A 17,895-nucleotide genomic window follows, 5' to 3' on the forward strand; every position below is an offset into this window, starting at 1 on the left:
AATGCCCTAAAAGTTTCAATCATACAGACAGCAGCTCCTATAAAGGAAAAAGTTCAATTCTGCTATTACCGATTAGCGAAAGGTATCTCTGGTATACTGTCGTATGCAAAAGAAGGTGTCAGGCTTTGGTTCAGAACAAAACGTCCTGCATACCGTCAACTTTGCTTTAAGCTGATCGCATAAATAGATAACATAATATTTCTCTTAAAGTCCGGTCCCCACGGGGCTTGTTTCGGTGACTCTATTCGAAGTATTGTCCTTTTATTTTTCAAAAAAAAGACAGATTGGTACTTTAGGAGAAGTTATATTTTTTAAAAATTACATTTTACGGAAACTCAAGCTAACCTTAAACTCTGGCTGAGACTTGGCCTGAATCGTTCTTGTTATACCAATCGTTCTTCGATAAGAGATGCTAAATTTCCAGCAATTTTTTCCAACTCCCGCTGATTGTTCCCTTCAATCATTACTCGGACTAATGGTTCGGTTCCCGAGGGACGAATGAGGACTCGACCTTGTCCTGCAAAATGGGATTCCACTTTTTGGATTTCATCTTGAATGACAGCATCACCGAGATAATCATGTTTTTTAGTATTTGCAACTTTGGCGTTCACTAAAACTTGGGGATACGATGTCATCAAAGCATTGAGCTCTGAAGCTTTTTGAGGGGAGTTTTTTATAATGGTTGCCAGGTATAGGGCCGTCAGCATTCCGTCACCGGTGGTATTGTGATCTAAGAGGATCACATGTCCAGATTGCTCACCACCAATATTGTAATCATTTGCCCGCATTTCTTCGAGGACATAACGGTCACCAACCTGGGTTTTAATACTTTTACATCCGACTTCCTTTAATGCAAGATCTAATCCAATATTGCTCATAACCGTTACAACGACGGTGTCCTTCTTTAGGCACCCTTGGGATTTCATGTGCCGGCCAATGAGATTTAAAATAGCATCGCCATCAATAATTTGTCCCTTTTCATCGACGGCCAGGCAGCGGTCGGCATCACCATCAAAGGCCAGACCCAGGTCAGCATCAGAGTCTGCCATCATTTCCTGGAGTGTCTTAAGACAGGTTGATCCACAGCCGCAGTTGATGTTTTGTCCATCGGGCTGGTCTCCAATAACGGACACCTGCGCACCAATACTCTCAAAGAAATCTTTGGCAATAGCTGCAGAAGCGCCGTTAGCACAGTCAAGCACCAGCTTAACTCCCGTTAAATCCTTGGAAATACCCTTCGTGATATGGTCAAAATAAATGGTTTCTGGGTGGTCGATGGTACTGACACTACCTTTAGCGGTTATGTCATCCAGGGCCGCGCATTCATTAATGAGTGCCTCAATTTGGTCTTCCAATGCATCTGGCAGCTTGTACCCCTGGGCATCAAAGAATTTGATGCCATTAAACTGATAAGGATTGTGGGATGCAGAGATGACAATACCCGCATCGGCACCGAGTTCCCGGGTGATAACGGCAATGGCTGGTGTAGGAATAACGCCGGCAAGCAAGACCTCGCCGCCCACTGAGGTAATTCCCTCCACAAGGGCCTGCTCCAGGGGCTTTCCGGATTCCCGGGTGTCCATCCCAATGACGATTTTAGGGTGATGGCTACCCTCGGCTAAGAGATAACTGCCATATCGTCCAAGGTTGTAGGCAAGATCAATGGTGAGTTCTTCTCCAAATACCCCTCTGACCCCATCTGTTCCAAATAATCGTGACATTTTCTATTCCTCCTCATTTTCAAACGCTCGATTTAACACCGGGCAATTACTTAAATTGGTCTGTTTTTCCTGGGTGAACCGCACCTTGGCCCGATATGATTTTTCCTCAATATCCATGTCTGGATGAAATGAAGGATCTAGTACGATGCCCTTCTTTTTTGCAATAATTTCCACAAAGGCCTGAGTTAACCATGGATTAAGGGCAAGAACAGGCCCCAGGGTGTTGGTAAAGACGGCATTGTCCACAAGGGCCCCTTCTAAGGTATTGCCGCCATGGTTTCCATATCCATAGTAAAGCTCTCCAAAGGCATCGACATCCTTACCCAGTAAAATGTCCATCATTTGAATTTGGCTGCCAAAAATAGGATGCTGACAGCCTTCTAAATTACAGGTAAAGTACAAGTCATCCCCATAGACGACGTCATTTTCAGATACCTCGATATTAATGATCTCCAGGCCTTCGATGGTGGTACCATCAGAGCGCAGAATAGACTTTCCCCATAACCCAATGCTGGTTCCAGTGACTAACATGGGATTGCTGAAATCGATGAAAGCTCGGAGTAAATCTTTTTTTGGCTTTAGGAATTCGATAATCTCGGAAAAGCTACTCATTTCCCCTGGTGGGCAGAAGATGAAATCATAATCCATAGGATTAAAGCCTACCGAATCAAAATTGATTTTATCGACCTGAACATCCATGCCTGCCAGCTGACACATTTTCTTTAAGGCAAGAACATTGCCGCGTTCGCCATGTAAATAAAGGGTATCTGGAAAGAGCCAGGCAATCCGTACTGCTTCTGCATTCATTATTTACCCTCCTGTATGATATGCTTCTTCATTTTCATAAAATCTTCCAGCCAGGTAATCAAATAAATATTATCCGTTTCAGCCTGGTCAATGGTATTGAAGATGGCTTGGACATCATTGGTATCTTCAATAAGAATGTTTTCCGGATTTACCCCTTCGTAGAGTAGTCGATTAGCGGTATCGTAGCAAACGGGGTTTGAGAAGCAGAAAAATCCTTCGACATCCGATTGAACCAGTGGTTTGAAATCACAGTCCCAGGCATAAAAGGTATTGGTATAGTTCGGCACAATATCCACTAATGGATATAACCCCAGACACACCAGCTTCCGACTAGAATCCGACGCGATGATATTCAAAGAGTTCTGAAGGGTTTCAGGATTTTCCTGCTTAATCCGAAGGTATTTAATGGTTTTTCCATGATACTCTAACACTTCGTACCGCCCGCCAACATTGACGAAGCTTGAGAAGGTCGATGCGATGTCTTCAGTGGGCAGTCCGGCAAAATGGGAAGCAATGGCCACCGCAGCGCTATAGTTATACAGCATGAAGGGAAGATCATAGGGCATGTTGAAGGCCTGTCCTTCCATCTCAAAGGTCTTAGCCGCAGTGTCAATCTTCTGCAGCAAATATCCCGGATCGTCATTGCTGGAAAAATGGCAATGGGAACAGGAGAATTTACCCACGCTGTCGGTATTATAGTACTCAAATTCTAATTTATGGTGGCAATGGGGGCAGGCAAAGGTTGGATAAGAGTCATCCTTCATAAAGGATTCATCATGCTTTTCCACTCCATAGTACACCACCTTATTGGACAAATCCTCAAAGGATTTTGACCGTGGTTCATCATTATTTAAATAGAGGGTCATATCGGAATTGATGAAGGAACGTAAAATACGATAGATAAAATCAGGATCTCCATTACGCTGAACTTGGTCTTTCTGTAAATTCGTGATAGCCAAGTGCTTAGCGGGGAGTTGGGCATAAATCTTTGGAAGATAGCGTTCGTCCGTTTCAAATACGAAATAATCCGCGGATATCTCCCCTTTCATATTGGATGCCTTGGCTAAGATGGTGGCAATCCCTGCAAGGAGGTTCGCCCCTTCCAGATTTGAAATCACGACATTTCCCTGTTCCGTTAGAATATGGCTCACCAGATTGGTTAAGCTCGATTTTCCATTGGTTCCCGTAATAAAAAGGACCTTATCCGGATCGATGCCTTTAAAATGAGAAACCATCTGGGGGTCAATCCGCAGTGCTTGTTCTCCAGACAAATTAGAACCTCTGCTTTTATCGACCAGATTAATCAACTTATTTATAAGCTTTGCATACCACAAAGCGAAGGTAAAGCGCATAGTGTGCCTCCTCAGTCAGCTTTTTTTACATACCGGGTTATTATATCCAATAGATATAACCAAGTCTACTTCATTAAGTAAATAATTCGTAAATAAAAATCGGTCCTTCTTTTTCTTCATTATACCGCAAGTCACACTGGGCAGCATCTGTTTTTTATGATATCATGAGAAGAGTTTATCAATGTAGGAGTAGATCATGGAAAAAAAGGAAAAAACAAATTTTATAATCAATGCCATTGAAGAGGATCTCCGAAATGATGTGTATGAAGATGCGCCCATTCATACGCGTTTTCCCCCGGAGCCCAATGGCTACTTGCATATTGGACATGCTAAGGCCGCACTTTTAAATTACCGCATTGCAAAGCGCTATAATGGTGAATTCAATCTTCGTTTTGATGATACGAACCCCATTAAAGAGGATATCGAATATGTGGATGCCATTAAAAAGGATTTAGAGTGGCTGGGGATTAATTGGGAAGACCGGATGTATTTTGCCTCTTCTTATTTCTCAAGAATGGCCGGCTATGCCGAAGAACTCATTGAAAAGGGCCTAGCCTATGTGGATGACCAGAGTGCCGATATCATTCGTGAAACCCGGGGAACACTGACAGAGCCTGGAGTAGAAAGTCCCTATCGCAACCGTTCTGTGGAAGAAAACCACGCCCTGTTCCAGGCCATGAAAAAGGGTGAGGTCAGCGAAGGCCAGAAGGTCCTCCGGGCCAAAATCGATATGGCCAGCCCCAATATGAACATGCGGGACCCCGTAATCTATCGGGTACTCCATACCACCCACCCCAATACCGGTGAGGAATGGTATGTGTACCCCATGTATGATTTCGCCCACCCGGTGGAGGATGCCATCGAAGGGATTACCCATTCCCTTTGTACCTTAGAGTTTGAAGATCATCGCCCCTTCTATAATTGGACCCTCGAGCATCTGGATGATTTTCAGGTAGCCCCGCCCCGCCAGATTGAATTTGCTAAACTAAACCTTACCCAAACCATCGTCGGGAAGCGCTATCTTAAGCAGCTAGTGGATAGTGGGATTGCCGATGGATGGGATGATCCGCGTCTGGCCACCATTTGCGGAATGCGCCGCCGGGGGTATACCCCGGAAGCCATCCAGGCTTTCTGTGAAGAAATCGGTGTGGCCAAGGCGAATTCAACGGTAGACTTCGCCATGCTGGAGCATTTCATCCGAGATGATTTGAAGCTGAAGGCCCCCCGTATGAATGCGGTTCTTGATCCCCTGAAGGTCACCATTACCAACTATCCAGAGGATACAATCGAATGGCTTGAAATCGAAACAAACCTAGATGTGCCAGAAATGGGAACCCATAAAATGCCCTTTGGTCGAGAAATTTACGTTGAACGCTCGGATTTCATGGAAGTTCCCGTTAAAAAATATTTCCGTTTATTCCCGGGCAACGAGGTTCGGCTCCGGGGAGCATACTTTATTACCTGCAACGAAGTGATTAAAGATGACAATGGTCAGGTCATTGAATTAAAATGTACCTATGACCCGGAAACCAAATCCGGCACCGGCTTTACCGGAAGAAAGGTTAAGGGGACCATCCACTGGGTTTCTGCTGTGGAGGGAAAAACCTGTGAAATCCACCAGTTTAAGCCCTTACTCGCGGAAGGGGTTTCCTTCTCCGCTGACGATTTTTTAGAAAAGATCGATCCCAATTCCCTGGAGATCATAACAGCCTGGGTGGAACCGGAAGTAATGAAAGCAGAGTCCTTTGATAAGGTACAATTTGTCAGAAATGGTTACTTTTCCGCGGACCCCAAATATTCAAAACCAGGCGCACCGGTGTTTAACCAGGTCGTGCCCTTAAAGAGCAGCTGGCGTCCCCCAAAGAATTAAGCAAGTGTTTCGTATAAAGGAGAGAGAATTAGAATGATTTGGTCATTAAAGGAAACGATGGATCGGGAACAGCTCCGAGAGCTGCAGTTTAAGCGTCTTAAAAAAACCATCAAGCACACCTATAAGAATGTTCCCTATTATCGCGATCTTTTTAAGGCAAACCGCATTAAGCCCGAGGATATTCGCAGCCTTGAGGACCTGCGCTTTCTGCCATTAACCACAAAGGAAGATTTGCGTAAAAACTATCCCTTTGGTATGTTTGCCGTACCCAAGGATAAAATCGTCCGATACCATGCGTCCTCAGGAACCACCGGGAATCCTACAGTGGTAGGCTATACCAAAAAAGATATGAAGATGTGGCGGGAGTGTATTGCCCGGCTGGTCACCATGGCTGGGGTAACCGCCAAGGATACCGCCCAGATTAGCTTTGGCTATGGCCTGTTCACCGGGGCCTTCGGGCTTCACCAGGGCCTTGAGAAGGTGGGCGCTGGCGTGGTTCCCATGTCCAGCGGGAATACCAAAAAGCAAATCAAAATCATGAAGGATTTTGAGGTTACCGCACTTATCGCTACCCCCTCTTACGCCCTGCATATGGCAGAGGTTGCCCAGGATATGGGTCTAAATCCCGCAAAAGACCTTAAACTGCGGGTTGGGCTTTTCGGCGGCGAAGGATCCACGGAAGCCATGCGGACCAAGCTCAATGAAGCCTGGGGTATCTTTGCCACTGAAAATTATGGGATGTCTGAGCTCATTGGACCGGGGGTGGCTGGTGAGTGCCAAATGCTCACGGGAATGCACCTCAATGAGGATCATTTTATTGCAGAAATTATCAACCCGGATACGGGTGAGGTTTTACCCGAAGGAGCCACTGGAGAATTAGTCATTACGCCAATTTCTAAGGAAGCCCTCCCCATCATCCGCTACCGGACCAAGGATATTAGCCGGATTGATACCACGCCCTGCAGCTGCGGACGGACCACCGCCCGAATTGCTAAAATTGGGGGGCGCACCGATGATATGCTCATCATCAGCGGCGTGAATGTCTTCCCCTCTCAGATTGAAGAGGTCCTCCTCTCCATTGATGGGATTGGGAGTAATTATCTCATCACCGTTTCTAAAAAAGGTTACCTGGACCGCATTGAAATTGATGTGGAAGTAATCGATGCCAGCCTGCTGGATTCCGTCACCCAGCTGGATGCCCTGTACTCCCGAATTAAAAATGCCCTGCACACCATTCTGGGGATTCACCCCACCATTCATCTGGTGGAGCCCAAAACCCTAGCCCGAAGTGAAGGGAAAGCCAAGCGTGTGGTTGATTTGAGAAATGAATAAGGAGAATACCATGCTAATTAAACAGATATCCGTTTTTATTGAAAACAAAAAAGGACATTTGGCAACGATCACCGGAGTGGTTTCCGGAGGTGGGGTCAATATCCGGGCGATTTCAGTTTTTGACAGCTCTGAATTTGGCATCCTCCGAATGGTGGTTGACGATCCCTATAAGGCCGTTGACCTCTTAAAAGAAGCGGGACATGTCACCCGGGTGGTGGATGTCCTCGCTGTGGAACCCGAGGATAAGCTCGGTGCCATGCATGAAATCTTTAGTGTTCTGGCCGATGCAAACATCAATGTCGAATATGTCTATTCCTTTGTGATGCGGGGACAGGGGGAAATGCCCCAAGTGATCATGAAGACCTCTGATCTTGAGCGTGCCGCATCGGTCTTAAAGGATGCGGGAGTCGTGGTGATTCCCAAGGAAATGCTCCAGTAGAAACTCTTGTTGAGAGTTCCCCTACCGCGCCACATCCCTTTGTCTTCAACCTAAAACCACCGCCCCGTTTCAGGGCGGTGGTTTCGTTTTTGCTTACTACTTACTTTCAATGGCGGCCTGGGCGGCAGCTAAACGGGCAATGGGCACTCTGAAGGGTGAACAGGAGACATAGCTGAGTCCCACATTGTGGAAAAACTTAACAGATTTGGGATCCCCGCCATGTTCGCCACAAACCCCACATTTTAAATCAGCTTTTGTCTTACGACCCAGCTCAACCCCCTTAGAAACCAGTTGGCCGACGCCTTCCTGATCGATGGAGGCAAAGGGATCGCCTGGGAGAATGCCTTTTTCCTTGTATTCAGGGATGAACTTCCCGGCATCATCACGACTGAAGCCAAAGGTCATTTGGGTGAGGTCATTGGTTCCAAAGCTAAAGAACTCAGCCTTTTCTGCAATCTGATCGGCAATTAAGGTGGCCCTTGGAATTTCCATCATGGTTCCGACCATATAGGTAATGTCACTCCCTTTTTCGGCCTTAACCTTTTCAGCGGTTTCCCGAATGATCCCTTCAACGTAGGACATTTCACCCAACATCCCAACGAGGGGAATCATGATTTCCGGTACGATGGTGATGCCCTCTCCCTGAGCGACCTCAATGGCCGCTTCCATGATGGCTCGGGTCTGCATTACGGCAATTTCCGGATAGGTCACGGCAAGACGACAGCCGCGGTGCCCCAGCATGGGGTTGAATTCTTTTAAGCCTTCAATATCCGCTTCCATTTCTTCAACGCTCATACCCATATCCTCAGCCAATGACTTAATATCTTCCGGCTCAGAGGGCAAAAATTCGTGAAGAGGTGGATCCAGGAGACGCACAGTAACCGGCAGCTCCTTCATGGCTTTATAAATCCCTATAAAGTCAGATTTTTGCATGGGCAGCAGCTCTTCAAGATATTTTTCCCGCTGCTCGACACTCTTGCTTAAAATCATGCGGCGCACACTGGGGATCCGGTCTTCATCAAAGAACATGTGCTCAGTACGACAAAGTCCGATACCTTCGGCTCCAAATTCGACGGCCTTTTCGGCATCTCTGGGGGTATCGGCATTGGTCCGAACCTTCATAGTTCTGAATTCATCGGCCCACTCCATAAGGGTTCCAAAGTTACCAGAAAGCTCGGGGTCCTGGGTCTTGATGGCACCACGGTACACCTTTCCGGTGCTTCCATTTAAGGAAATATAATCCCCTTCTTTAATATAGTCCGTACCGACCCGGAATTGTTTGTGTGCTTCATCGACTTTAACAAAGTCACAGCCAGCCACACAGCAGGTCCCCATTCCCCGGGCGACAACGGCAGCATGGGAGGTCATGCCACCACGGGCAGTTAAGATTCCTTTAGAGGCATACATCCCTTCAATATCCTCCGGTGAAGTTTCCTGACGGACAAGAATAACATCTTCCCCATTGTCCGCAGCAGCCTTGGCTTCTTCGGCGGTAAAATACACCCGTCCAGTGGCGGCCCCTGGTGATGCGGGCAGGCCCTCCGTCAGGACTTCAGCTTTCTTTTCTGCAGCTTCATCAAAGGTGGGATGGAGGAGTTGATCTAAGGCCTGAGGTTCGACACGGCTAACCGCTGTTTTCTTATCAATAAGGCCTTCGGTGACCATTTCAACGGCGCAGCGTACGGCGGCAGCAGCCGTTCGCTTCCCATTACGGGTTTGGAGCATATAGAGCTTGCCTTTTTCGATGGTGAACTCCATGTCCTGCATATCATGGTAGTGTTTTTCCAGTAATTCAGCGGTTTCTGCGAACTGGGTGTAAACCGTTGGCATGACGTTTTTAAGCTGATCGATGGAACGGGGTGTCCGGATCCCGGCGACGACATCTTCCCCCTGGGCGTTCACTAAGAATTCGCCAAAGAGATTCTTTTCTCCTGTGGCAGGGTCCCTTGTAAAGGCGACACCGGTACCCGAGTCATCCCCCATATTCCCAAAGACCATAGATTGGACGTTGACGGCGGTTCCGATATCGTGGGGAATGTCATTCATATCACGATAGACAAAAGCTCGGGGATTATTCCAGGAGCGGAACACAGCTTCCACTGCCATGTATAATTGGGCACTGGGGTCTTGGGGGAAGGGCTTCTCGGTTTCCGCCAAAACAATTTCCTTGTAGCGTTCAACAATTTCCTGAAGATTCTTAGTGGTGAGCTGGGTATCAATGGTGAATCCTTCCCGCTCTTTAATTTCATCTAAAACGGCTTCAAATTGATTCTTATCGATTTCCTGAACAACATCTCCAAACATTTGGATGAATCGACGATAGCTATCATAGGCAAATCGTTCATTTCCAGTATTTTGTGCGAGTCCCAAAACGGTTTGATCATTCAAACCCAGGTTCAAAATAGTATCCATCATCCCTGGCATGGAGACTCTAGCACCTGAACGCACGGAAACCAGTAATGGATTGGTTTCATCCCCAAACTTTTTCCCTGCAATTTCTTCAAGTTTCTGCATATGGGTATTGATTTGGCCAATCATTTCATAGGTTAGCTTATTCTCATTTAAGTACTCGATACAGGCTTCTGTCGTTACCGTGAACCCCTGTGGCACCGGTAGCCCAATACGTGTCATCTCGGCAAGATTTGCACCCTTGCCTCCCAGCAAATTGCGTTGTTCTGCATTACCTTCACTGAATAAATATACCCATTTCTTCGACATAATATTACCTCCTATGGATGTTCGAGAGAAACTTTATGATTTAGTAGGCGTGACTGCCTATTCAATCCAATGATTAATCATCTTCTTGCCCTAAATTGACAACATAACGTGTGATATTGGTTCGAGACACCTTGCCAATAAGCTGTAGCCGATTCCGACCTTTTTCATCCATTACTTTACGGACGATGGGTAGGGATTCCACCTCATATTTCATAGTTTTAACAGCAGCATCATACACCGTTTCATCCTCTTCAAGATATACAATATTTGGCATCCGCGTCATGATAATTGGAATGGGCAGGGACTCAATGTCCTTTCGTCCAATCATGCTTTTCATAAAATCTTTGCGGCTCACAATACCGGAGAGATATTCCCCATCTACGACGTAAATCGTTCCCGCATTTTTAGTAAACATGGTGATGATACCATCATAGATGGTTGTTTCCTCTGAAACCGTGGTAGGTTCCGACTGGATGTCCATGATATTAATGGTTTTAATGTAGCTGCCTGTCATATGCAGCAATGTTCTTCCGGTATATTGATAGCCAACCTTACGCTTTGCTTCCAAAATGCCGACCATGGTTAAAAGTTTTAAATCCGGGCGAATTGTGGCCCGATTTACCCCCAGTTCTTCAGCGATTTCGGTACTCTTCACTGGTTCATGTTTCTTCACAATGTCAATTATTCTATTTTGTCTTTTGGATAACTCCATCACAGCACCACCATTCGAGTGTCTTTTATAAGATAAAGTATAACACTATTATCTATTTTGTAAACCGTTATCAGGGATAAATTACGATAATATCTTGCCATTCCATTGAAAACCATCAAAAATACGATATTCATGAAAACCAATTTCTTTTAATAGTGCTTCGGTTTCCGGATATGCATAGCAAATCCCTTCAACCTGATGGCTATCCGCATTAATGGTAATGGGAATTCCCATTTTTAAAATTTCGATCAGCATTGGTATGGCCGGATACAGCATCCCTTTACCATAACGCATCATTCCCCCAGTATTGACTTCAACGATACAATCCGTCTTCTGAATCACTTTTAAGGCATCCATCCATGTTTCTCGGTACCATGAATCAGACTCATTAAAAAAGCGCCCATGGGCGTTGTTCTTTTTGATTAAGTCAAAGTGCCCGATGATGTCTGGTTTGTATTGTATTGCCATATCGGCGATTCCGCCGTAATAGTCTTTTACGAGTTTTTGGATATTGCCCCCATAGATCTTCTGAAGTCCTTGGGTAAAAATCTCCAGAGTATAATCAATGTCCGCACCAGTGCCATCGGAAAAACATCCCATGGTATGGATACTGCCAATAAAAAAATCCAATTTCGGCATTATTTCTTTGGCTAAATTTGAAACCCCTTTGGAATCGAGATAATAATCAATTTCCATTCCAGTAAAAATAGCCATGATACCCTCAAAGGCGTCTTGGGTGTTTTTAATCTCTAAAAGATAATTGGAGATGGCTTCGGTCGACATTGTCCAGTCGTTGGGATATTTAAGGGGAAGATGGCTGGTAAAACCAATACTTTTAAGCCCTGCCTTCTCAGCAGCTTGGGCCATTTCTAAAACGGATGCTTTACCATCGCAATATGTTGAATGAATATGATAATCTGATTGGATCATTTCTGTTCCCTCCTAAAGTATTGTAACATAAGGCTTTACGAAATCAAGCCTTTTTTTAAACTTAAAAAAATTTAAGTTTAAAAAAAGGTCCTTGCGCTGATTGGGCAAAGACCTTGGTGATTATTTTATAAAATTTTATTTAAAAAGCTTTTGGTCCGATCCTCTTTGGGATTTCCAAGGACTTCCTCTGGCGTTCCTTCTTCGCAAATCACCCCATCATCCATAAAGATAACTCGGTCTGCCACTTCCCGGGCAAAGCCAATTTCATGTGTGACGATTAGCATTGTCATCCCATCATTAGCCAGCTCCTTCATCGTGTTGAGTACTTCACCAACTAACTCTGGGTCCAGTGCGGATGTGGGCTCATCGAAAAGCATGATTTTAGGGTTCATGGCTAAGGCCCTCGCAATGGCCACACGTTGCTGCTGCCCTCCAGATAAACGGACGGGGTATTCATCCTTTTTATCGGCTAACCCAACCATATCCAGCAACTCCACAGCCCGTGCTTCAATTTCTTTTGCATCTTGTTTTCGAACAATACGAGGTGCAATGGTAATATTGTCGATGACGGTTAAATGTGGGAAAAGATTAAAGTTCTGAAAAACCATCCCTAAATCGCAGCAAAGATTCTGTAGCTTACTGGGATCAATATGTTCAATATCATGGTCATTTTTGCGTTTTTCCATGAGTTCATCTTCAATGTAGATTTCGCCATCTGAAATACGTTCCAGCCGATTCAGACAGCGCAACATTGTGCTTTTTCCAGATCCGCTGGGCCCAATGATACACACGACCTCCCCCTGGACAACTTCTAAATCGATGCCTTTGAGCACTTCCAAATCACCGAAGTGCTTTTTAATATTCTTTACTTTTACCATACTCATGACAATCACCTACCTTTTCTCATAAACGCCAAGCTTCTTTTCGATCTTATCAAAAATAACTTGCAGAATCGTTGTTAAGAAAAGATATATTACAGCTGCATAGACATAATATACCCAATTTCCCGTTGAACTCGCCATGGTCTTCACCGTTCTTAGAACATCAAATAATGCGATGGTGGAGACAAGGGATGTGTCCTTTAATAGCATGATGAGTTCATTCCCGACCGGTGCAACGAGCCGCTTATAGGTTTGGGGAATGATAATCCGCGTCATCGCCTGGCGATAGCTCATGCCAAGTGCTTTAGCAGCCTCCATCTGTCCGTGATCAATGGACTCTATGGCGGCTCGAATCATTTCCGCCAAATAAGCGGTTGAATTGAGTGAAAAAGTAATATATGCACAAATCATTGGATCAATTTCAAAGGTTAATCCCGTGATGTCTAAATATATGATCGGCACAGCATAAAAAATGATGAAAAGCTGTAACAGTAGCGGTGTCCCTCTGAAGAACCAGACATAAAACCAGGATAATCCGTTGGTAACTTTATTTTTAGAAATACGTCCCAGGGCAACAATCACTCCGAAGACTGCACCAAAAATAATGGCAACTAAGGCAATTTTCAATGTGACCAATGACCCATCAAAAATTGCCCACAATTGGGTCTCGTTTAACAAAATAATCGCTCCTTATTCAGTAATACAAGGAGCATGGTGAATCATACTCCTTGTCAGATTACTTTAATATTATTCTATGACATTCAGACTGGTATCGATGTCCTTCGTCATATCTTTCTTGAACCACTTCATTGAAATTTCTGTCATCTTTCCGTCGTCTTGAAGCTTTTTAATCGCATCATTTAAGGTCTTTGTGAAATCATCCTCTCCCTTACGAACGGTGATACCAATAGGCTCGTTGGTCAAGGTTGGCGAGGTCACAACAAAGGTTTCAGGATCGATGGCTGCGTAATACTCTGCAACGCCAATATCGGTGATAATATTATCGATCTGTTTTCCTTTTAAGGCAGAAAAGGCATCGAGCATCCCATCAAATTCCTTAATCTCGACATTAGTGCCCTTGTCCTCTTTTAATTTTTTAGCGGCAATATCCGCCGATGTTTCAATTTGAGCCCCTAAGGTTTTGCCGTCAAGGGCTTCAAAGCTGGTAATGGGTGTGGCATCTGTTCGTGATACAATGACGATACCGTTAGAGATATATGGATTGGTTTGATTAAATCCATTTTGACGCTCCGGTGTAATGCTGGTACTGGAAATAATGGCATCGTACTGGCTGGCGTTTAAGCCATTGAAGATTCCATCCCAGGCAACGGTGGTGAATTCCACTTCGACGCCTAATTCTTTAGAGAGTGCATTGGCAAAATCGATGTCGAAGCCCACTAAATTGTTTTGATCATCTCTGAACTCCATGGGTAAATAGGTGTCGTCCACTGCAATCGTCAGTTTCCCGTCAGCAATAGGATTCGCATTGGATTCTTTACTGGTCGAACCACATCCTGCGAATACCATGGCCGACAGTATGACAACCAGACCCAAGGCCATTATTTTCTTCTTCATTGGTTTCCTCCTAAATTAAATAAAGTTTAAGGGAATTATACCGCACGTTGTATACAATAACAAGTATATTTTTTCTATATCATGTTATAATATTTCAATTTAGAAAAGTGCCGAAAAAGACTTGAATGACATGCAGACTTCCAATGATATTTCCGAGGGCGCACCCCAAATTGGTTGTGATGACGACTAATAGAATCTTGGTTACCTTATTTTTCCAAAAGCCCTTTGGGGATGTTAGATCCGTTGCAAGGTGTTCAAAATCCTCCACCTTGGGTTTTCTCAAATGGGCTTCCATAAGCCCGGAAAACCACCCCGCTGCCAATACAGGGCTTAAGGCGGATATTGGGGCCACCACAATTGCCGTTAAGACGGTTAAGGGGTGTGGCAGGGAGATTAAGGCACCTAATCCTGCCCCGCCCATGGTCAGAACCAACCAATTGACGGTTTGGCTCCAGCCTGAATCCGGATTCACGGTAAAGGTCAAAATGACTAAGGCCACTAAAAGAAGGGGAATGCTCCACCCGATAATTTTTCCGGCCGCCGATTTTGGTGGGGTCTCTGATAATGAATTAATATTCACATCTGTCCCCATTTTCTCGCAAATGCCTGGAAGATGTGCGGCACCGACAACGGCAATGATTTTAGATCCCGGGGCATGGTCGATTTGATCGGCCAGGTATGCGTCCCGTTCATCCACTAAATAGGTTTTAACGCCATGGAAAGAATCCCCCAGTTCTGATAGTGCTGCAGTGAGCATATCCTCACCTTTAAGGGTTTCCAGATCTTCCTCGGTAATCTCTTCATTATCGATGATGCTCATCATAATGGTGACCATCAATTTGCATTTTTCCCACAGGCTGCAGCCCCGCCAAATCCGGATAAAAGTGGTTTGGATATCCCGGTCGGCTAAAACCAGTTCGGCATGGCAGTCCTTAGCTGATGCAATGGCCTGAAGCATTTCCTGACCAGATTGGATTCCAAATTGATCCGCCAGTTTTCTTTGATAGTTTGATAAAATGATATTTGCAAAAAGGAATCCTGCTTTCCCGGATTTGATGATCTTAACAATATCGGCATTTTTCCATTGATCTTTTTCTTCCAGGGCCTTATATCGCCCTGGATCGAGTTCAACACAAACCGAATCGGGCTGTTCCTCCTCAATAACCGCTTTAACTTCTGCCACACTGGATGGCGATACATGGGCGGTTCCCACAAGGATGATTTCTTTACCATCCCTGTGGAGACGCTGTATATTATTGCTCTCCCCCATGGAAATTAGCGACGGTCAGCCACAGATTTTCGGATTACCAGCTCGTAGGGAACATTCAGAGTTTTGGTTTCAGACTCTTCTTTTTCGCACATTTTGATGAGCATCCGAGTGGCCACTGCCCCAATATCGTACATGGGCTGTCCGATGGTGGTGATTTCTGGACGGGTCCATTCGGAAATCCAGAAATCATTGAAGCCACAAACACTGATTTCTTCTGGCACAGATTTCCCTTTATCCTCGGCTGCCCGAATGGCACCCAGGGCGATTTGGTCATTATAGCAAAATACATTGGTGAAGTCTTTACCAGAATCTAAGGCGTCTTCCATCATGTGGTAGCCCCCCAGTACACTAGCATTGCCATAAAAGACTAAGGATTCATCAAAGGGAATGCCGGAGTCGTCATAGGCACGTTTAATGCCCTCCATCCGCTTGACGTTGATATAACCTTCCTGGAACTCATCGCAGAACAGGGCATTTCTGGTGTGGCCCATTTCGATGCATTTTTTGGCCAGGTCATAGGCGGCGGTTTCGTTATCAATGAGCACCCCGGATAGCTTGCCGGATTCATCGGGGACACATCCCAGCACGATTTCTGAGGGCGCATCGATGAGTTCCTTGCGCATTTCTTCTGAAAGGTGCTTTCCAACGTAGATAATCCCATCGCATTGCTTTTCAACTAAAACATCCAAGCTTTTCTTCTCTTTTTCAAGGTCAAAGTCTGTGTTACTCAGAATGATATTGTAGTTATAGATGCCACAGACATCTTCAGCTCCACGTACAATTTCTGTATAAAATGGATTGGAAATATCTGGAATCATAATGCCCAAGGTGTTTGTTTTTTGAATTTTCAAGCTTCGGGCAATGGCATTTGGCTTATAGCCCGTTTTTTTAATGGCGGCAAGAACACGTTCCCGGGTCTCTTCATTGACCAGTGGAATGTTATTGACCACACGGGAAACCGTTGCAACTGAAACATTCGCTTCCCGAGCGACATCAACAATTTTAACCTTCATAACAAATCTCCTTTAAACTCTTACTTACCATTAACTTCTTTAATTGCTTCTAAAATCATTTTGGGAGCCTTGGCACATTTTTCTTCAGATACAGCACAAGGTGCAAAGCGTAACCCCTTCTTTAAAGCCACAATAAAGAAGTTTTCGTCCATTAAACGATCAGAAACCGCAACGGGATTGTCGCAAGGAATACTGAGGAAAAACCCATCATGATATGCACAGATTTCCAGTCCGATCTTTTCAGCATTTTCAAGAAAAGCCTTGGCACGATGCTGTAGAATGTTGCGATGGAAGGTCTGTTCTGCAAAAAAAGTATTTTGCAAATCATCATCAGAAAAAATCGTGGCCAGTGTCTGCATGGCTCCTCGGGTTCCATTGGACCAGGTCCCCCGGGTGGAGTAGGCGCAGGAAGCTTCAAATTCAGCCGCAATTTCTTCAGTAGGAGCTACACAAATCAGTGCCCCATTACGCAATCCGTACATAGTGAAGCTCTTGGATGCGCTAAAGGCATAAAGGATAAGTACATTTTCTGGGAGCCCGGTGAGCAATTCCATAAATGCCCGAGCATCATCCCCCTGACCAGCGAAATCAATATAGGCAATATCACAAACAATGATGAGGCGCTTCTCGGGGTTTGCGCTGGCTGTTTCGCTGTAAAAAGCCACTAATTCCTTCCACTGAGCATCTGAGATGCTGTACCCTGTAGGATTATGGGCAGGGGTGTTCATAATGGATAGGACACGCTCTTGCTTTTTCAGAAGATCCAAGATGTTTTCTTTGTAGGAGGGGATGTTGAAGTCCCCTTTTCCATCGAACATTTCGAATTCCTGGATGTCACGACGATTTTCATTGGCAATGGTGCGGTAGGGTGCCCAGAACCAATTGGGGACTAAGACCTTGTCACCATACTCCGTGTAATTGGCAATGGAGTGGCGAATTGCACCGGTTCCACCGGGGGTAGCAACTGCACGGATATGGCCTTCTGGCTTATGGGACTTAAAGCAGGCTTCCACCACCTTTTCCCGAAACTGTGGGGTTCCTGGCATGGGGGCATAATCCGCAATTTCATGGTTTGGCAGTGCTTTTAATGTATCGTAAACCGATTTGAAGCATACCAGATCCCCATCATCATCCATTAACGCACCGATGGTTGAGTTGACGACGGATTCCTTGCCGATTTCCGCAGCACGTTTTGCTGCAGCACCGGCTACTCTGAAGATTGGATCAGTCCCCGCCTCACGTACAGATGTTTCAATTACCATTCTACTCATTAAA

16 protein-coding genes are annotated in these 17,895 nt (G+C 45.2%); 4 read left to right on the forward strand and 12 right to left on the reverse strand.

Features of this window, described 5'->3' with window-relative positions; translation table 11 throughout:
- Positions 1-183 (forward strand): hypothetical protein (locus BLW33_RS14240; protein ID WP_341456140.1); only part of this gene is annotated, 183 nt, incomplete at its 5' end.
- A 200-nt stretch (positions 184-383) separates the two neighbouring features.
- On the opposite strand, the gene glmM is transcribed toward BLW33_RS14240, so the two are convergent.
- The 3 genes from glmM to BLW33_RS10940 are packed head-to-tail and all read right to left on the reverse strand — an operon-like array spanning position 384 to position 3,880.
- The gene (gene glmM / locus BLW33_RS10930; protein WP_090308766.1) at positions 384-1,721 is read right to left on the reverse strand and encodes a phosphoglucosamine mutase; all 1,338 of its coding nucleotides are present in this window, start codon (positions 1,719-1,721) and stop codon (positions 384-386) included.
- Positions 1,722-1,724: 3 nt separating this feature from the next.
- Positions 1,725-2,528: a type 1 glutamine amidotransferase gene (locus BLW33_RS10935; RefSeq protein WP_090308769.1), complete on the reverse strand. Its 804-nt coding sequence runs from the start codon at positions 2,526-2,528 to the stop codon at positions 1,725-1,727.
- Positions 2,528-3,880 (reverse strand): MurT ligase domain-containing protein, encoded by a 1,353-nt coding sequence (locus BLW33_RS10940; protein WP_090308771.1) that lies wholly within the window; start codon positions 3,878-3,880, stop codon positions 2,528-2,530. The genes BLW33_RS10935 and BLW33_RS10940 overlap by 1 nt, the downstream gene beginning before the upstream one ends.
- A gap of 196 nt (positions 3,881-4,076) precedes the next feature.
- On the opposite strand from BLW33_RS10940, the gene BLW33_RS10945 reads away from it, so the two are divergent.
- From BLW33_RS10945 to BLW33_RS10955, 3 genes are read left to right on the forward strand one after another with little or no spacing between them, the layout of a single operon-like run.
- Positions 4,077-5,750, forward strand: a complete 1,674-nt coding sequence (locus tag BLW33_RS10945; RefSeq protein ID WP_090308774.1) for a glutamine--tRNA ligase/YqeY domain fusion protein — start codon at positions 4,077-4,079, stop codon at positions 5,748-5,750.
- Positions 5,751-5,783: 33 nt separating this feature from the next.
- A complete protein-coding gene (locus BLW33_RS10950; protein ID WP_090308776.1) occupies positions 5,784-7,082 on the forward strand; it encodes a phenylacetate--CoA ligase family protein in 1,299 nt (432 codons plus the stop codon).
- Positions 7,083-7,092: 10 nt separating this feature from the next.
- Complete coding sequence (locus BLW33_RS10955; protein WP_090308779.1) at positions 7,093-7,521, forward strand: ACT domain-containing protein; 429 nt, start codon at positions 7,093-7,095, stop codon at positions 7,519-7,521.
- A 96-nt stretch (positions 7,522-7,617) separates the two neighbouring features.
- On the opposite strand, the gene ppdK is transcribed toward BLW33_RS10955, so the two are convergent.
- The 9 genes from ppdK to BLW33_RS11000 all read right to left on the reverse strand — a co-directional run bounded on the left by ppdK (position 7,618) and on the right by BLW33_RS11000 (position 17,891).
- Positions 7,618-10,239, reverse strand: coding sequence for a pyruvate, phosphate dikinase (gene ppdK, locus BLW33_RS10960; RefSeq protein WP_090308782.1), 2,622 nt, complete (start codon positions 10,237-10,239; stop codon positions 7,618-7,620).
- 73 nt (positions 10,240-10,312) lie between these two features.
- Positions 10,313-10,951, reverse strand: a complete 639-nt coding sequence (locus BLW33_RS10965; RefSeq protein WP_090308784.1) for a helix-turn-helix transcriptional regulator — start codon at positions 10,949-10,951, stop codon at positions 10,313-10,315.
- A gap of 81 nt (positions 10,952-11,032) precedes the next feature.
- Entirely contained in the window at positions 11,033-11,881 is an 849-nt protein-coding gene (locus tag BLW33_RS10970) for a histidinol-phosphatase (protein WP_090308787.1), read from the reverse strand.
- A gap of 125 nt (positions 11,882-12,006) precedes the next feature.
- Positions 12,007-12,765 carry an amino acid ABC transporter ATP-binding protein gene (locus BLW33_RS10975; protein ID WP_090308863.1) on the reverse strand — a complete coding sequence of 253 codons (759 nt, stop codon included), beginning with the start codon at positions 12,763-12,765 and terminating at the stop codon, positions 12,007-12,009.
- Between the two features lie 9 nt (positions 12,766-12,774).
- Complete coding sequence (locus tag BLW33_RS10980; protein ID WP_090308789.1) at positions 12,775-13,440, reverse strand: amino acid ABC transporter permease; 666 nt, start codon at positions 13,438-13,440, stop codon at positions 12,775-12,777.
- 69 nt (positions 13,441-13,509) lie between these two features.
- Complete coding sequence (locus BLW33_RS10985; RefSeq protein WP_090308792.1) at positions 13,510-14,337, reverse strand: substrate-binding periplasmic protein; 828 nt, start codon at positions 14,335-14,337, stop codon at positions 13,510-13,512.
- A gap of 94 nt (positions 14,338-14,431) precedes the next feature.
- The gene (locus BLW33_RS10990; protein WP_090308795.1) at positions 14,432-15,607 is read right to left on the reverse strand and encodes a TraB/GumN family protein; all 1,176 of its coding nucleotides are present in this window, start codon (positions 15,605-15,607) and stop codon (positions 14,432-14,434) included.
- A 5-nt stretch (positions 15,608-15,612) separates the two neighbouring features.
- On the reverse strand, positions 15,613-16,620 hold the full coding sequence (locus BLW33_RS10995) for a LacI family DNA-binding transcriptional regulator (protein ID WP_090308797.1): 1,008 nt from the start codon (positions 16,618-16,620) through the stop codon (positions 15,613-15,615).
- Positions 16,621-16,640: 20 nt separating this feature from the next.
- Positions 16,641-17,891, reverse strand: coding sequence for a pyridoxal phosphate-dependent aminotransferase (locus BLW33_RS11000; RefSeq protein WP_090308799.1), 1,251 nt, complete (start codon positions 17,889-17,891; stop codon positions 16,641-16,643).
- Between the last annotated feature and the right edge of the window lie 4 nt (positions 17,892-17,895).

It is taken from the genome of Eubacterium aggregans, from assembly GCF_900107815.1.
In the GTDB taxonomy this organism is placed as follows: Bacteria; Bacillota; Clostridia; order Eubacteriales; family Eubacteriaceae; genus Eubacterium_O; species Eubacterium_O aggregans.

Coding starts and splice junctions, on each gene's coding strand:
- BLW33_RS10940 (WP_090308771.1), bottom strand. CDS start 3,880: ATGCGCTTTACCTTCGCTTTGTGGTATGCAAAGCTTATAAATAAGTTG.
- BLW33_RS10935 (WP_090308769.1), bottom strand. CDS start 2,528: ATGAATGCAGAAGCAGTACGGATTGCCTGGCTCTTTCCAGATACCCTT.
- BLW33_RS10990 (WP_090308795.1), bottom strand. CDS start 15,607: ATGGGGGAGAGCAATAATATACAGCGTCTCCACAGGGATGGTAAAGAA.
- BLW33_RS10970 (WP_090308787.1), bottom strand. CDS start 11,881: ATGATCCAATCAGATTATCATATTCATTCAACATATTGCGATGGTAAA.
- ppdK (WP_090308782.1), bottom strand. CDS start 10,239: ATGTCGAAGAAATGGGTATATTTATTCAGTGAAGGTAATGCAGAACAA.
- BLW33_RS10945 (WP_090308774.1), top strand. CDS start 4,077: ATGGAAAAAAAGGAAAAAACAAATTTTATAATCAATGCCATTGAAGAG.
- BLW33_RS10955 (WP_090308779.1), top strand. CDS start 7,093: ATGCTAATTAAACAGATATCCGTTTTTATTGAAAACAAAAAAGGACAT.
- glmM (WP_090308766.1), bottom strand. CDS start 1,721: ATGTCACGATTATTTGGAACAGATGGGGTCAGAGGGGTATTTGGAGAA.
- BLW33_RS11000 (WP_090308799.1), bottom strand. CDS start 17,891: ATGAGTAGAATGGTAATTGAAACATCTGTACGTGAGGCGGGGACTGAT.
- BLW33_RS10985 (WP_090308792.1), bottom strand. CDS start 14,337: ATGAAGAAGAAAATAATGGCCTTGGGTCTGGTTGTCATACTGTCGGCC.
- BLW33_RS10995 (WP_090308797.1), bottom strand. CDS start 16,620: ATGAAGGTTAAAATTGTTGATGTCGCTCGGGAAGCGAATGTTTCAGTT.
- BLW33_RS10950 (WP_090308776.1), top strand. CDS start 5,784: ATGATTTGGTCATTAAAGGAAACGATGGATCGGGAACAGCTCCGAGAG.
- BLW33_RS10965 (WP_090308784.1), bottom strand. CDS start 10,951: ATGGAGTTATCCAAAAGACAAAATAGAATAATTGACATTGTGAAGAAA.
- BLW33_RS10975 (WP_090308863.1), bottom strand. CDS start 12,765: ATGAGTATGGTAAAAGTAAAGAATATTAAAAAGCACTTCGGTGATTTG.